At 48.1% G+C, this 15,311-nt stretch carries 12 protein-coding genes; 7 read left to right on the plus strand and 5 right to left on the minus strand.

All coding sequences use genetic code 11. From position 1 onward, the window contains the following. Nucleotides 1-275: 275 nt before the first annotated feature. Nucleotides 276-1,637, plus strand: coding sequence for a nucleobase:cation symporter-2 family protein (locus FTT63_RS04420; RefSeq protein WP_127801111.1), 1,362 nt, complete (start codon nucleotides 276-278; stop codon nucleotides 1,635-1,637). A 150-nt stretch (nucleotides 1,638-1,787) separates the two neighbouring features. Here FTT63_RS04420 and fadA read toward each other — a convergent pair whose 3' ends face one another. Together fadA and fadB are read right to left on the minus strand one after the other, a co-directional pair. After that, on the minus strand, nucleotides 1,788-2,960 hold the full coding sequence (fadA, locus tag FTT63_RS04425) for an acetyl-CoA C-acyltransferase FadA (protein ID WP_004975824.1): 1,173 nt from the start codon (nucleotides 2,958-2,960) through the stop codon (nucleotides 1,788-1,790). A gap of 12 nt (nucleotides 2,961-2,972) precedes the next feature. Then, nucleotides 2,973-5,126 carry a fatty acid oxidation complex subunit alpha FadB gene (gene fadB, locus FTT63_RS04430; protein ID WP_127801110.1) on the minus strand — a complete coding sequence of 718 codons (2,154 nt, stop codon included), beginning with the start codon at nucleotides 5,124-5,126 and terminating at the stop codon, nucleotides 2,973-2,975. 488 nt (nucleotides 5,127-5,614) lie between these two features. Between fadB and lpxO the strand changes: the two genes are divergently transcribed. Continuing rightward, nucleotides 5,615-6,529, plus strand: a complete 915-nt coding sequence (gene lpxO / locus FTT63_RS04435; protein ID WP_075167599.1) for a lipid A hydroxylase LpxO — start codon at nucleotides 5,615-5,617, stop codon at nucleotides 6,527-6,529. Nucleotides 6,530-6,651: 122 nt separating this feature from the next. Then, on the plus strand, nucleotides 6,652-7,068 hold the full coding sequence (locus FTT63_RS04440; protein ID WP_005181729.1) for a PH domain-containing protein: 417 nt from the start codon (nucleotides 6,652-6,654) through the stop codon (nucleotides 7,066-7,068). On the opposite strand, the gene FTT63_RS04445 is transcribed toward FTT63_RS04440, so the two are convergent. Next, complete coding sequence (locus FTT63_RS04445) at nucleotides 7,057-8,133, minus strand: AAA family ATPase (RefSeq protein ID WP_180192018.1); 1,077 nt, start codon at nucleotides 8,131-8,133, stop codon at nucleotides 7,057-7,059. The genes FTT63_RS04440 and FTT63_RS04445 overlap by 12 nt on opposite strands. 173 nt (nucleotides 8,134-8,306) lie before the next feature. Between FTT63_RS04445 and uvrC the strand changes: the two genes are divergently transcribed. The 3 genes from uvrC to pgsA all read left to right on the plus strand — a co-directional run bounded on the left by uvrC (nucleotide 8,307) and on the right by pgsA (nucleotide 11,711). Continuing rightward, the gene (gene uvrC / locus FTT63_RS04450; protein ID WP_127798515.1) at nucleotides 8,307-10,106 is read left to right on the plus strand and encodes an excinuclease ABC subunit UvrC; all 1,800 of its coding nucleotides are present in this window, start codon (nucleotides 8,307-8,309) and stop codon (nucleotides 10,104-10,106) included. A 114-nt stretch (nucleotides 10,107-10,220) separates the two neighbouring features. Next, a complete protein-coding gene (locus FTT63_RS04455) occupies nucleotides 10,221-10,994 on the plus strand; it encodes a thioesterase family protein (RefSeq protein WP_180192019.1) in 774 nt (257 codons plus the stop codon). A 129-nt stretch (nucleotides 10,995-11,123) separates the two neighbouring features. Next, a complete protein-coding gene (pgsA, locus tag FTT63_RS04460) occupies nucleotides 11,124-11,711 on the plus strand; it encodes a CDP-diacylglycerol--glycerol-3-phosphate 3-phosphatidyltransferase (RefSeq protein ID WP_127801109.1) in 588 nt (195 codons plus the stop codon). 82 nt (nucleotides 11,712-11,793) lie between these two features. Here the strand turns inward: pgsA and FTT63_RS04465 are convergent, their stop codons facing one another. After that, nucleotides 11,794-13,596, minus strand: coding sequence for an ABC transporter ATP-binding protein (locus FTT63_RS04465; RefSeq protein ID WP_127801108.1), 1,803 nt, complete (start codon nucleotides 13,594-13,596; stop codon nucleotides 11,794-11,796). Between the two features lie 137 nt (nucleotides 13,597-13,733). On the opposite strand from FTT63_RS04465, the gene FTT63_RS04470 reads away from it, so the two are divergent. Beyond that, complete coding sequence (locus tag FTT63_RS04470) at nucleotides 13,734-14,357, plus strand: alpha-ketoglutarate-dependent dioxygenase AlkB (RefSeq protein WP_016659661.1); 624 nt, start codon at nucleotides 13,734-13,736, stop codon at nucleotides 14,355-14,357. A gap of 85 nt (nucleotides 14,358-14,442) precedes the next feature. Here FTT63_RS04470 and FTT63_RS04475 read toward each other — a convergent pair whose 3' ends face one another. Beyond that, nucleotides 14,443-15,210 (minus strand): IclR family transcriptional regulator, encoded by a 768-nt coding sequence (locus FTT63_RS04475; RefSeq protein ID WP_016659660.1) that lies wholly within the window; start codon nucleotides 15,208-15,210, stop codon nucleotides 14,443-14,445. Nucleotides 15,211-15,311 lie beyond the last annotated feature (101 nt).

Genomic DNA, 15,311 nt, shown 5'->3' on the forward strand with positions numbered 1-15,311 from the left:
TAAAATTATGAATAAAAAAAATTGGTCTAAGTAATTGATAAAGTTTTGAAATTTTAGAAAGTATCTCTCTATTTTTTCCTGTCTTTAACTAGTTCATCTCATCCTCATGTTGGTGCCGATTTACCAGCAAAATCCGGCAGATTTTTTAAAATGGCATAGTAATTGCTCCAATCCCGCAGGAATCGCGCTTGTCTGCAACATGCAGGCAAGGGCCAGTATATTTTTAAGGATGGCTTCAGAGAAAAGCATCACTAGGCTGCGGCGTGGGGCTACATATGACAACGAGCAAACAGAATATTTCGCCCGAAGATGAATTTTTAGGGACAGGAAAAAGCCTGACTTATGGCTTACAGCATGTATTAACCATGTATGGCGGTATTGTGGCGCCGCCATTGATTGTTGGCACAGCGGCCGGTTTAACTGCTGCGCAAATCGGGATTTTGATTACTGCCTCATTATTTATGGGCGGACTGGCGACTTTGTTACAGACCTTGGGGGTGAAATATTTCGGGGCACGCTTGCCACTGGTGCAAGGCGTGTCTTTTGCCGGTGTAGCCACCATGGTGGGTATTGCCACCACGGGTGGCGGTTTTAATGCCATTCTGGGCGCGGTGATTGCCTCCTCCTTAATCGGGTTATTGCTGGTACCGTTTTTTGCCAAGATTATCCGTTTCTTTCCACCGGTGGTGACTGGCTGTGTGATTACCATCATCGGCCTGTCTTTATTGCCGGTGGCCGTGCGCTGGATTATGGGTGGCAATAGCAATGCACCTGACTGGGGTTCTATGCAGAATATTGGTCTGGCCGCCATGACCCTGGGGATTTTGCTGCTTTTAAGCCGTTTTGGTTCTGAAACCATTCGCCGTACCGGAATTTTACTGGCGATTCTGATCGGTTCGATTCTGGCCTATGTCTTGGGTTTTGGCGATTTTTCCAAAGTGGGTGAGGGTGCCTGGTTTGCCTTTCCTGACTTTTTGGCTTTTGGCGCACCGACTTTTCATCTGTCTGCAATTCTGGCCATGACCATTGTGATGGTGGTGGTGTTAACTGAAACCACGGCCGATATTATTGCAGTGGGAGATATTGTCGGTGCCAAAGTCGATGACAAGCGTATTGCCAATGGCTTGCGCGCCGATATGATTTCCTCAGCAGTAGCGCCCTTCTTTGGCACCTTTATGCAAAGTGCCTTTGCTCAGAATGTGGGGTTGGTGGCGATTACCGGTGTGAAAAGCCGTTTTGTGGTAGCTGCCGGTGGCTTGATTCTGGTGATCTTGGGCTTGCTGCCGATTATGGGCCGTATTATTGCTTCCATTCCTACGCCGGTATTAGGCGGCGCTGGTCTGGTCCTATTTGGTACAGTGGCGGCCAGCGGGATTCGTACTTTATCTAAACTGGACTATAGCGACCAGAAGAATCTGATTATTGTGGCAACGTCTTTAGCCGCCGGGATGATTCCAATTATTGATCATTCTTTCTATGCCCAGTTTCCAACCTGGTTTAAAACCCTGTTCCATTCGGGCATTAGCTCGACCTGTGTGATGGCGATTTTCCTGAATATCCTGTTTAACCATCTTCATTTTGGTAAAAGGACAACGGTTGAGCCAGTGTTAACCACAGTGGCCAAGCCCGAACATTAAGGCGATGAGCTGAAGCTTGCTTCAGTCGTGATTGAGATGCAATTTAAAAATGCCCGATGTAGCACATGGGGCGTTTTGTTTTGAATAATTTTCGCGAATATAAAAAATCCCCGTATCAAACGGGGATTTTTTTATCTAAGTATTTAAAGATTAAACGCGTTCGATAATTGTCGCGATACCTTGACCAAGACCGATACACATGGTCGCAAGACCAATTTGGGTATCTTGCTGTTCCATCACGTTAAGCAGCGTTGTAGTGATACGCGCACCCGAACAACCCAATGGGTGACCTAGTGCAATTGCACCACCGTTCAAATTCACACGATCTTGCTGATCATAAATGCCTAAGCCTTTAAGAACAGACAAACCTTGTGCAGCAAACGCTTCGTTTAATTCAAAGGTTTGAATGTCTGCAATTGACAAGCCTGCACGTTTAAGCGCTTTTTGTGTTGCAGGTACAGGGCCATAACCCATGATTGCTGCATCGCAGCCTGCAACTGCCATAGAGCGAATCACCGCACGTGGTTTTAAACCTAAAGCTTGTGCACGTTCAGCAGACATAAGCAGCATCGCAGATGCACCATCAGACAATGCTGAAGATGTTGCCGCAGTGACCGTACCGCCTTTCGGGTCAAATACAGGACGTAAAGCTTGGAACGCCTCAAGGTTGGCATCTGGACGGATCACTTCGTCGATGTCGCATAGCTGTTTAAAGCCATTTGCGTCATGACCTTCAATGCCAATGATTTCGTTTTTAAAACGACCTTCTTGTGTTGCAGCCCATGCACGACGATGTGATTCCACACCAAAGGCATCTTGCTCTTCACGCGAAATACCGTTCATGCGACCCAACATTTCAGCAGTTAAACCCATCATGTTTGATGCTTTGGCATAGTGCTTCGATGCAGCAGGGTTGATGTCGATACCGTGCATCATGCCCACATGGCCCATGTGCTCTACACCACCAATGATGAAAATATCACCCTGATTGGTTGCAATTTGTGCTGCAGCCGTGTGGATTGCTTGCATTGAAGAACCACACAGACGGTTTACGGTTTGACCCGCTACTGTTTTTGGAAGATCAGCCAATAATGCAATATTACGACCAATGTTCATACCTTGTTCTAGGGTTTGGTTCACACAGCCCCAGATTACATCTTCAACTTCGTTGACATCAAACTGGTTACGAGCAACTAAAGCACGAACCAATTCAGCCGATAGACTGTCAGCACGTACATTGCGGAACATACCGTTTTTGGTTTTACCCATTGCAGAACGTACGCCATCAACGATGACAACGTCACGTGGATTTAAAGTAGCCATTCACGTTGCTCCTTAACCGTAGAATTTTTTGTTGTTAGCAGCCATGTCACGCAACATTTGTGGCGCTTCATAAGCTTTTCCTAAGTGTGCATATTTGTCGCAAAGCGCAACATATTCAGCAACACCTGTTTGGTCGATGTAACGGCATGGGCCACCACGGAATGGAGGGAAACCTACACCCATAATCATCGCCATATCTGCTTCAGATGGTGTTGCCACGATATTGTCTTCTAAGCAACGAACAGTTTCGTTACAGAACGCCAACATCATACGGTCAATGATTTCTTGTGCATCAAATTCGCGTTTTTCAGATGTTGCCACAGATGCCACAAGCTCGTATGCAGTTGGATCAACCACTTTGGCTTTTTTGCCTTTGCGATCCAATTCATATTTGTAGAAACCTACGTCATTTTTTTGACCAAGACGTTTGTTTTCGTACATGACTTGGATTGAGCCTTTATAGTCTGGCTTCATACGGTCCGGGAAACCTTCTGCCATAACTTCTGCACCGTGAACGCCAGTGTCGATACCAACCACGTCCATCAGGTAAGCAGGACCCATTGGCCAGCCGAATTTTTCCATGACTTTGTCGACTTGCTGGAAGTCTGCACCATCTTTAAGTAACAAGTCGAATGCACCAAAGTAAGGGAACAATACGCGGTTCACCAAGAAGCCTGGGCAGTCGTTCACAACAATTGGTGTTTTACCCATTTTCTGAGCAAGAACCACAGTGGTCGCAATTGCTTCAGGTGAAGTTTTTTCACCACGGATCACTTCTACCAGTGGCATCATGTGTACCGGGTTAAAGAAGTGCATCCCCACGAAGTTTTCAGGACGTTCCAGGTTTTCAGCCAGACGCGTGATCGAAATTGTAGACGTATTCGAGGCAATGATCGTGTTTTCACGAACTTTGGCTTCAGTTTCTTTCAGTACGATGCCTTTGACTTTTGGATTTTCAGTCACGGCTTCAATCACGATGTCGACTTCTTTAAACTCGTCATAGCTTAAAGTCGGGCGGATACGTGCCAGGGTTTCACCCATTTGCGCCGGTTTCATCTTCTTGCGTTCAACCTGCTTGGTCAGCAATTTGTTTGCTTCAGACATCCCTAATGCTAATTGTGGGTTGCCGATGTCTTTCATGATAATTGGTGTGCCTTTGCTTGCCGCTTGGTAAGCAATACCACCGCCCATGATACCCGCGCCGAGTACAGCCGCTTGGTTCACAGGATGTGCACCTTTTTCATATTTTTTCGAGGTCTTTTTCACCACTTGGTCGTTGATAAACAAACCAATCAACGCACCTGCTTGAGGCGTTACAGCAGCTTTAGCAAAGCCTTCAGCTTCTGCTTTGAGTGCGTCATTACGTGGCAAGCTTGCACCAGCTTGTAAAGAATCCAGCATGAGTTTTGGTGCTGGGTATTGTGCAGGATTCGCTTTGGCTAATACCGCACCTTTCGCCGTGTTGAACGCCATCATTTGTTCAAGTGGGTTCAATTTTACAGGGTCTAATTTTTCTTGGCGTTTTGCTTTCCAGTCCAGACGGCCAGCTGCTGCCTGTTTAGCCAGATCAACTGCGGCTTCAGTCAGTTTGTCCGCGGCAACAACGGCATCTACTGCACCATCTTTTAATGCTGCGGCTGGTTTTTTCGGATTGGCCATTGCCATCCATTCCACCGCATTGTCGATCCCGATTAAACGGCTTAAACGTACTGTACCACCAAAGCCCGGGAAAATTCCCAGTTTGATTTCTGGCAGGCCGACTTGCGCCTGTTCGGACATGACACGGTAGTCACAGACCAGACACATTTCAAAACCGCCACCCAGCGCCATACCATTAATGGCAGCCACTTTAGGAATATCTAAATCTTCAAAGCTGTTGAAGATGTTGTGAACAGGCAAGGCCCATTCCACAATTGCTTGTTCGCCTTGTGCGAAGTTTTCACCAAACTCAGTGATATCTGCACCCACGATGAAGGTCGATTTACCTGAAGTGACCACCAAGCCTTTAATTTCACTATTGGCTTTGACAGCGTCAATTGCAGCTTTAAAATCTTCAATCGTTGCACGGTTAAATTTGTTGACCGACTCACCTTGTAAGTCAAAGCGGAATTCTGCAATTCCGTCCGAAAGCATTTGGACGGTAATGGCATTGCCAGCGTGGATCATGCCTGATCTCCTTTATTTTGGAGGATTTCTAAGTTGATGTTGTGAAGCGAGTGTGCATTTCCCGCACACTTCTATGCCTCGCTAATCTTACGATAACTATATCGAAAAAGAATATAACAAGTTGTATCAAGCCGTGACGCTAGGGTCATCAATTTTTCTATGCCCAATCAAGGTCTTGTTCCCTTTCTTCTCCTGCTTATTTCGCTTAAAAGCCAATGAAGTACTTGTTTCAGTTTTACTTTTTGGCGCAGTTGCCTTCTGTTTATAACGGAAAAAGCTGGCGCTGCCCATGCCGGAGTTGTGGTGTTTTGGTCAAAAAAGTCAATTCGTGTGAATGGGCAGGGCAGTACAGGTACCTGAACAGCGCCAGTTTTGCAACGCTGTGTCTTAAACGACCGGTTGATTGGCCTGGCTAAATTTGTTATACTCGCCGATATTTTGGCTTGTCTGTCGTCCCTGTACAGGGCGGCAATTTCCCGGATGTTGCTATGCTTAAGTGGATTATTCTGGCCATCTTTGTCATTTCAGCGTTTTATATCCAGCAACGCGGCAAAGTTCGGCATTCGTTTTATCGTCAGTTCTTTGACCATTCGACCCTGTTCGCCCCGATTAATTTTCTGATGTACCGTTTTTCACGCGTACCGAATCAGCCCTACATCGACACCCAGCATTTTCAGGATTTAAAAGTGCTGGATGAACATTGGGAGATGATTCGCGATGAGGCCAAAGCGCTGTATGAACAAGGCGGCATCAAGGCCTCCAGCAAATATGATGATCTGGGGTTTAACTCTTTCTTTAAAACCGGCTGGAAACGCTTTTACCTGAAATGGTATGACACCGCGCATCCTTCTGCGGCCGAGCTGTGCCCGAAAACCACAGCTTTATTAAAAACCTTGCCAAGTATTAAAGCGGCAATGTTTACCGAACTGGCACCAGACAGCCGCCTGGTCCGGCATCGCGATCCTTATGCCGGTTCGCTGCGTTATCATTTGGGCTTAATGACCCCGAATGATGAGCGCTGCTTTATTGATGTCGATGGCCAGCGCTATTCATGGCGTGATGGTGAAAGTGTGGTATTTGATGAAACCTATATTCACTATGCTGAAAACGGCACTACGCAGAACCGGATTATTTTCTTTGCCGATGTCGAGCGGCCGTTAACTACCCGTTGGATGCAAAAGTTTAATCACTGGTTTGGTAAAAAGGTGATGACGGCGGCCAGCTCGCCCAATGAAGTCGGGGACCGCACTGGCGGCCTGAATAAAGTCTTTGCCTATGTTTATCAGATCCGGATTCAAGCCAAGGCCCTGAAAGCCAGAAACCGGACCCTATATTACATTTTAAAATGGGTGCTGATGCTGGGGCTATTCTTCCTGATTTTTATCCGGCCTTATCTGTTTTAAGATGACATGCTGATCTTTTGCACTCCAACCAAAACGCCCACATGGGCGTTTTTTTTCTGCACGGCCCAATACAGCAGCCCCCATAAATTTTGTGTAAGATACAGACAGTAAAGGGGAAAATAATGCAGAAATTTCGTTCCAAAATTGACTGGTGGGTGCTGGCCTTTCTGATCTGTATGACCGGGCTGCTGGTGCAATTGTTGCTGACCATGCAGGCCAAAGGCACCATGCAAGCGTATCCGGTGCATACCGCGGTGTATCTGCTGACCATTGTGGTGATCTGGTGGCCGGTGTGGAATACCCGCTATCGTGTGAGCGAAGACTGCCTGACCATCCGCTGCCTGTTTTTAAGCTGGCGCATCCCATTGGCGCAGATTCAAAAAGTATCACCGACCAATAACTCGGTGGCATCTCCGGCCATGTCCTTAAAACGCTTAAAGATTGACTATCAGCAAGATGGCGTGAACAAGTTTGTGCTGGTGTCGCCGCGGCATCCGGAGCAATTCTGCGCCGCGATTAAACAGCCTTTATCGTCCTGATTCAGTGCTGGTCGCTGGGTCCGGCTGAATCAACAGCTGCTGATCCTGACAGTCCAGACACAGACTAAGCTGCTCTGGATGACTGAGGAAATACAGCGCCAGAATCGGTTCCAGTTCGGTGCGCATGCGGCGGCCCAAATGCCGAGCGCCATAGCGAATATCATGTCCTTGATAAAAATAAGCCTTGGCGGCATCGGTCAGCTGCACCTGACGTTTCTGATGCTGCAGGCGTTTGTTCAGTTTTTCCAGTTCAATCTCGACCAGTTGCGGCAGGGCATTTTCCTGGACCGGCGCATAATGCAGGGTCCGGTCAATCCGGTTGAGAAATTCCGGATCAAAACGGCGCTGCATCACCTTTTCAATAATCTGTCTGGCCGGCAGACGTTTTAGACAGAGGTCCTGCATTTTTTTCGGGAACAGATTCAGCTTGTCCAGATATTGCTGCGCAGCTTGAGCACCGACATTACTGGTCATGAAAATCATGCAATTGCGAAAGTCGATGGTTTTGGTGCCAGAAGTCAGGGTCAGTTTGCCGGTGTCCAGCACATTCATTAGCCCGCGCAGTACTTCAGTCGAGGCTTTTTCCAGTTCATCAAACAGCACAATGCCGGGGCGGGTGTGACTGCCTGCAATCGCAGTTTCATCAAACAGGCTATGGCCTTCTTTGGAGCCAACATAGCCCGGCGGTGCACCGGTGAGTGCTGCTGCATAATGTTCCTGTGCCAGCGTGTTCATATCAATCCGGCAAAAAGCATCCGGGCGGCCATAAATCGCTTCACTGATCAGCCGGACAGTTTCAGTTTTACCGACGCCAGTTGGCCCCAGCATTAGCGTCACCGACAGCGGACGTTCCGGGCTGGAAAAATCTGCCTTGACCACATGCAGCATTTTTTCAATTTCAGTTAAGGCTGTGTCCTGTCCAATAATCCGGGTTCTGAGCAGCTGCATCACTTCAAGCGGTTCAAAATGAAAGCGCGGTTTGCCAATCAGGCGGTCTTTTTCCGATGTCGCATGTGTTGAGGTGGTCGGCTGAATAATATGCATGGCAGAGTGGGCGGTGTGCATAAACTGAATCCTGAGCGGGACAAGCTGTTCAGCATAGCAAAATTTGTCTGTGGCACTAAGACTTTGTAGCAATCATGTCATTTCTGCCGGCATGCTTGCGCGGCAATGCTTGAAAATAGCAGAATCACCATCACATCATGCTAGAGCAGACGAGATCGATAAATAGGCTGAATGTGAACGAAAACGCACGCGAACATATTGTCAAAATTCTGGCCAATATGACCACCTTGCCCGGTATTTACCGCATGCTGGGTAAAGATGGGGAACTGTTATATGTGGGCAAGGCCAAGAATCTTAAAAATCGCGTGTCCAGCTATTTCGTAAAAACCATCGAACATCCGAAAACCCAGGCGCTGGTGGCGCGGATTTATGATATTGAAACGCTGGTGGTACGCTCTGAAACCGAAGCCTTGCTGCTGGAACAGAACCTGATCAAGCTGCATCGGCCGCCGTATAACATCATGCTGCGCGATGACAAATCTTATGTCTATATTTTTGTCTCCAGTGACAAGCCTTATCCGCGGATTGCCAGTGGCCGTGGCAAAGGCAAGCATCAGGTGGGTAAATTTTTCGGGCCTTATCCAAGTGCCTACAACGCCCGTGATACCTTAATTGTGCTGCAAAAGCTATTTAATGTGCGCCAGTGCGAAAACAGCTATTTTTCCCAGCGCAAACGTCCCTGCCTGCAATATCAGATCAAACGCTGTTCGGCGCCTTGTGTCGGGCTGATTTCACCGGAAGCCTACCAGGAAGATGTGCAGAACTCGATCCGCTTTTTACAGGGCGATACCCGTGAACTGAATCAGGAACTGATTGCCAAAATGGAAGCCGCGGCGGAAGCACTGGAGTTTGAAAAAGCGGTGTTTTATCGGGACCGGATGGCCTTGCTGCGCGATGTACAGGCACAGCAGGCGATTTATAAGGTCAAAGGTGAAGCCGATATTCTGGCGATTGCTTATCAGGCCGGGGTGACCTGTGTGCAGATTATGCATGTGCGCAATGGCAAGATGCTGGGCGGGAAAAGCTATTTTCCGGATATGCTCGGAGATGATCAGGGGCAGATGCTGTCTGACTTTATTGCCAATTTCTATTTTCAGGTCGCCGATGAAGTACCGGCCGAGCTGATTGTGAATGTGGAACTGCCAGATGTCAAAGAGCTGGAGCAGGCGCTACAGCAGCAGTTTCAGCAGAAAGTTCAGATCAAGCACAAAGTCCGTGAAACCCGGGCCGAATGGCAGGAACTGGCACAAATGAACGTGCAACATGCGATTAAAGGCAAGCTGGCCAATCACTTCGAGCTGAATGAGCGTTTTCATCAGCTGGAGCAGGTGGTGGGGCGTCCTATTGACCGGATTGAATGTTTTGATATTTCCCACACCATGGGTGAAGCGACCGTGGCGTCTTGCGTGGTGTTTGATTCGGGTGGTGCGCGCAAACGCGATTATCGCCAGTTTTCCATCAATGACATTACCGAAGGCGATGACTATGCCGCAATGCGTCAGGCCCTGACCCGGCGCTATAAAAAAGCCATGCTGCCGGATTTACTGCTGATTGATGGCGGTAAAGGCCAGCTGCATATGGCGATGGAAGTGATGCAGGAACTGGGACTGGAAGCCTTTATGGTCGGCGTGTCCAAAGGCGAGGGGCGTAAACCCGGACTGGAAACCCTGCATTTTACCGATGGCAGCAAAATCCAGCTGCCGGAAGACCATAAAGCCCTGCATCTGATTCAGCAGGTGCGGGATGAAGCACACCGTTTTGCCATTACCCGGCATCGGGCCAAACGTGATAAAAAACGCGGCAGTTCGGTGCTGGAAGTGATTCCCGGCCTGGGCCCGAAACGCCGCCGTGATTTGCTGACCCATTTTGGCGGGATTCAGGGCGTGCTAAAAGCCTCGGAAAAAGACCTGATGCTGGTACCGGGACTGGGGCAGGTCATGGCGCGGACCATCTATAAAATTCTGCACGAATAAGTCCGGCATATTTGACCTATTGGCAAAAATAGTCACTGGCCAGTATACGATTGATCATTCACATCCACACTGAAAAGCTGCAAGATGAAGCGCACTCAATAAAAAGGAAAATATATGTCGCTGCGTTCTGTATTTGCCGCAATCGAGCAGGATGAATGGATTCAGATTCCAACAGGCTGGTTACAGGGCCGAACCATCTATGGCGGACTGGTGGCCGGACTGATGATGCAGAAAGCCCTTTCGGTGATTGCCGACCCGGATAAACGTCTGCTCAGTGCATCGGTGACCTTTGTCGGGCCGGTGCGGGAAGACCGGGCCAGAATCAGTGCAGAAATTTTGCGACAGGGCAAGTCGGTGACCACGCTGGAAGTGCGCTTATGGCAGGATGATGCGGTACAAAGCATCTTGCTGGCCAGCTTTGGCGCGGCGCGTGAGTCCACTATTCAGGTACAGCAGGAACCGGTGGCGCCGGATTATCCTGCACCAGCGCAGCTTAACTATTTACCGGTGCATCAGCTGATGCCGGAATGTTATCAGCAGTTTGAGGTGTGCTGGGCCGAAGGCGATTATCCGTGTACCGGCAGCCAGCAGTCCGATTTTGGCGGCTGGTGCCGCTATACGCCAGAAAAACATGCCAACCGCGACTTTACTGTGGCCGATCTGGTCACACTGATGGACATTTGGCCACCGGGTGTACTGCCTTTATTTAAAACCTTGTCACCGGCCAGTTCGCTGACCTGGCATATCACTTATGTGCATCCGATCCGCCACCAAGTGCATGATTGGTTTAAATATAAAGTGATTACCGAGCATGCGGCAGATGGCTATTCTACTGAAACGGCGCATCTTTGGGATGCTGAAAACCGGCTGATTGCCATTTCGCGGTAAACCGTAACGGTCTTTGCCTAGTGACACTTTCTGCCATTTCGTATAAAGTGAAGCCTATTAACGATGGATAAACCCTCAAAAAATATGTGCATTTAGCTCGTGCATAACGGGGAAGCATTGGCGGTGTCTATGACAACAGGTCGAATCCTGAACATTCCAAATATTTTAACTTTAGCGCGTATAGCCTTAATTCCCGTATTTTTATTGGTGGCCTACTGGCCGCCTGCCATGGGAATCCATGATCATGATGCAGGGATGACCCGGCATCTGATTCTGACCGCGATTTTTGTGATTGCTGCCGTCACTGACTGGTTTGATGGCTATCTGGCACGAACCTTAAACCAGACCTCAGCCTTTGGCCGTTTCCTGGATCCGGTGGCGGATAAACTGATGGTGGCAGCCGCCCTGATTGTCTTGGTGCAATGGCAGCCGACCATTTCCATAGCCTTTGCCGCGATTGTAATTATTTCACGTGAAATTACCGTGTCGGCCTTGCGTGAATGGATGGCAGAACTTGGCGCGCGTACCAGCGTGGCGGTCTCTACCGTCGGGAAATATAAAACAGCATTTCAGATGATTGCGATTTCCGTGTTCTTGCTGAACTGGGAGCCACTGGAATTGCTTGGTTATGCCTTACTCTATACTGCGGTGGTGCTGACTTTGTGGTCGATGTTTATTTATTTAAAAGCCGCCTGGCCGTATTTAAAACAGCCTTAAGGCAAAAAAGCTCCTGTACAGGAGCTTTTTTTATGGATTAAAAAATACAGAATCATTCCTTCATCTTTAACCGGATTGCGGTTTAACTATGGGTTTCTTCTTCTGCGTCATCTTCAAAGGTTCGGGCAATCTTTTCAATATTCAGGCTTTTGGCCATCGCATCAAAAATTTCTTTATAGACACCGTCCTGATGGTACAGCGTGTCATGTTCGCCGTGTTCGGCAATCGCGCCTTCTTTCATGACATAGGTGTAATCGGCATCAATAATCTGCGACAGACTGTGTGAGATAATCACCACGGTACGGCCCTGTTTAATTTCATCCAGACTCTGCTTGATCTGCTCGGTGGCAATGGCATCCAGACTGGCGGTTGGTTCATCCAGAAAAATAATCGGTGGATTTTTCAGGAACATCCGCGCCAGTGCAATCCGCTGCTGCTGACCGCCCGAGAGCATCAGGGCATCACTATCATAGCCTTGCGGGAGCTGCAAAATCTGCTCATGAATCGAGGCTTTCTGGGCCGCCTGTATCACTTCTTCCTGAGAAGCATCGGTTTTGCCATAGCGGATATTGTCAAAAATACTGCTCTGGAAAATATGGTTTTTTTGCAGCACCAGCCCGATATGGTCACGCAGGTATTGGGTGTCGATGTCTTTTAAATCCACTCCATCTAACTGAATGCTGCCCTGCTGCGGTTCATAGAATTTATCCAGCAGGCTGATCAGGGTCGATTTCCCTGCACCGGACAGGCCGACCAGCGCGGTAATCTTGTTGGGCTGAATGCACATCTCAATATTTTTTAAGGCATGATGCCCGTTCGGATAATAAAACTCGACCCCGCTTAAATTGAATTGCCCGCGAATTACCGGTTTTTGTGCACCGCTGGCTTCAATTTCATCATCGGCCTCCAGAATCTGGAAAAAGCTTTCCGAGTAGATCATGGCATCATTCACTTCATCATAAATCCGGTGCAGTGAACGGATTGGTGCAGATACGTTATTAAACAGCAGCACGTGATACATGATCATACCGATACTCATCTGGCCATCCAGCACAAAATAGGCAGTCAGGATAATAATCAGCACAATCCCGATCTGTTCAATAAAGGTTTTCAGGCCATCAAACAGGAAGCTGGTCTGCCGGGTATGCATCTGGTTATCGGTCAGTTCCTTTTGCAGTTTTAGCTGCTTGTCCGATTCGATATGTTCCCGGTTAAAGGATTTGATCACGGTAATCGAGTTGATAATACTCAGGATGCCCTGGCTTTTCCGTTCACGGCCATCACGCAAATTGCGGCGCCAGCTGCCAAGTTTTTGGGCCTGTTTATAGGTCAGCCAGAAATAAATGGGCACAATGGCCGAGGCCACCAGCCCGACATAGAAATTGGCCCAGTACATCAGCCCTAAGGCAATAATCGCACTGGTAAATAACGGTAAAATATCAATAAAAAAGATTTGTACCAGCCGGGTGAGGGAGCCAATGCCGCGGTCAATCCGGGTTTGCAGCTTGCCGGCCTGATTGTTGTCCTGATTAAAAAACGCCAGCCGGTAAGTCAGGAACTTTTCAATAATACCTTGGGCCAAATCCTGCGACACAAAAATCCGCAGTTTTTCACCATAAAATTTCTGCCCGAATTGGACAAAGGCATTAATGATTTCCTTGCCCAGTAAAATGGCGCTAATGGTTATCAGAATCTGCCAGCCTTCAGCCAGCCCCTGACCGGCTTCTACCAGCCGGTTAATGCTGTCGACGGCATATTGCAGGGTCAGGGCATTGACCTGTGCGGTCAGAGAACCAATTAAAGTCAGAATCAGCGTGGCAATCACCAGCAGCCGATACGGCCGCACAAAGGGCTTGAGCTTCTGAAAGAGCTGCCATAAGTTCATAAGCAATTATTTTTTATTCTAAAACCTGTTTTTCAGTCTATGTCGATTTGGCGTGGCTCACAAGCACAGAGAATGTTTTGATTTGTGAAGCCGTTTTGGGTTTAAACTGAAGTTCCGCTTCGCAGGAAAACGCCACAATGAATCTGGAACTGTTTCCGCCCGAGCCGCGGCAGAATCTGTTGCCCTATGAGGGGATCGTGCAGGATTATGGGCTGATTCTGTCCGCTGAGGACAGTCACGCTTACTTGCAGCAATGTTTACAGCAGCTGGCCTGGCAAGCCGATGAAGTCACCTTATTTGGCAAACATTATGTCACCGCGCGGAAAATTGCCTGGTATGGTGATGAGTATTATCAGTATCGTTATTCGGGCAGTTTGAAGCAGGCACAGCGTTGGCATCCGGCTTTGTGGCAGTTAAAACAGCAGATTGAACAGATCGTGGGACATCCATTTAATTCCTGTTTAGCCAATTTATATGCAGATGGCAGTCAGGGACTGGGCTGGCACAGTGATGATGAACCGAGTCTGGTCGCATCTCCGGGTGCAGAAACGGTGATTGCTTCTTTAAGTCTGGGTGCAACCCGTAAATTTAGCTTTAAGCACAAACACAGCGCAGCAAAAGTCGAGCTGCTGCTACAGAGTGGTCAATTAATTGTGATGCGTGGGCAGACCCAGCGCTACTGGAAGCACAGCCTGCCCAAATCCAGCCGTGTGGTGACGCCGCGAATCAATTTAACCTTTCGCTATTTTTATCCACTCTAATGCTGGTTGTGATCCAAAGGCCGGGCAGGGCAGAGATTTATCTCACCACGCTGATCTTAACAGCTGTATTTTGATAAAGATCAATCTAGGTATGTGGATTCAGACTTTCAACTTTCTGTTCAATCAGCGCGGCATTTTCCTGCAAAATGGCAATCAGCTTTTCGACATTGACAAATTCAAAGCGGTTTTTGGAGGCCAGTAAGGTCAGGGTGAATGGTGCTGTTTTATTGGAGAGTCTGATCGGCACCGACAAGCCGGCCAGTTGCGGTTCCAGTTCACCACTAGAATAGTAATAGCCCTGTTTTTTGATCTTTTTCATTTTGCTGATGAACTCGGCTTCATCCTGGGCAAAACCGGACTGACGGAACTGCACGGCAAAACGCTGATAATAATTCAGCATTTTCTGTTTTGGTAAATGCGCCAGCATGATTTTCGGTGACGAACCCATATACACCGGACGTGGGCAGCCGCGGCCATAGGACAGCAGATTCATATGCTGGAATACTTCATCATGCAGGTCGATACAGGCATCCTGATTCAGATAGGTCAGTACGCAGCAAAATTCTGTACGCTGCACAATATCCTGCATAAACGGAATGCTGATTTGCACCAGTGGATCGGTGGTGCGGGAAATATAATCCAGCACTGCAATTTTCGAGCCGAGGGTGTAATCGCCCGAAGTCCCACTTAAACGCTGCAATAATTCGGCCGAAACCAGTTCTTTTAAATAGCGGTAGCTGGTCGGTTTGGACAGGCCCAGTTCTTCACTGATCATATCGACATTAATCACCGGACGTGACACTGAAAATAAATTCAGAACCATCAAAATTTTGCCAAAACTCGATATTGCCATCAGTGATTACTCTACAACGTGAAAAAAGATCAATGAAAAAATCCGGTACTGACTATCATAACAGACCGGATTGAGCTGAAAACCAAGAGAAAGGGGATTTG

The sequence above is a fragment of the Acinetobacter sp. C15 genome (genome assembly GCF_013420645.1).
In the GTDB taxonomy this organism is placed as follows: domain Bacteria; phylum Pseudomonadota; class Gammaproteobacteria; order Pseudomonadales; family Moraxellaceae; genus Acinetobacter; species Acinetobacter indicus.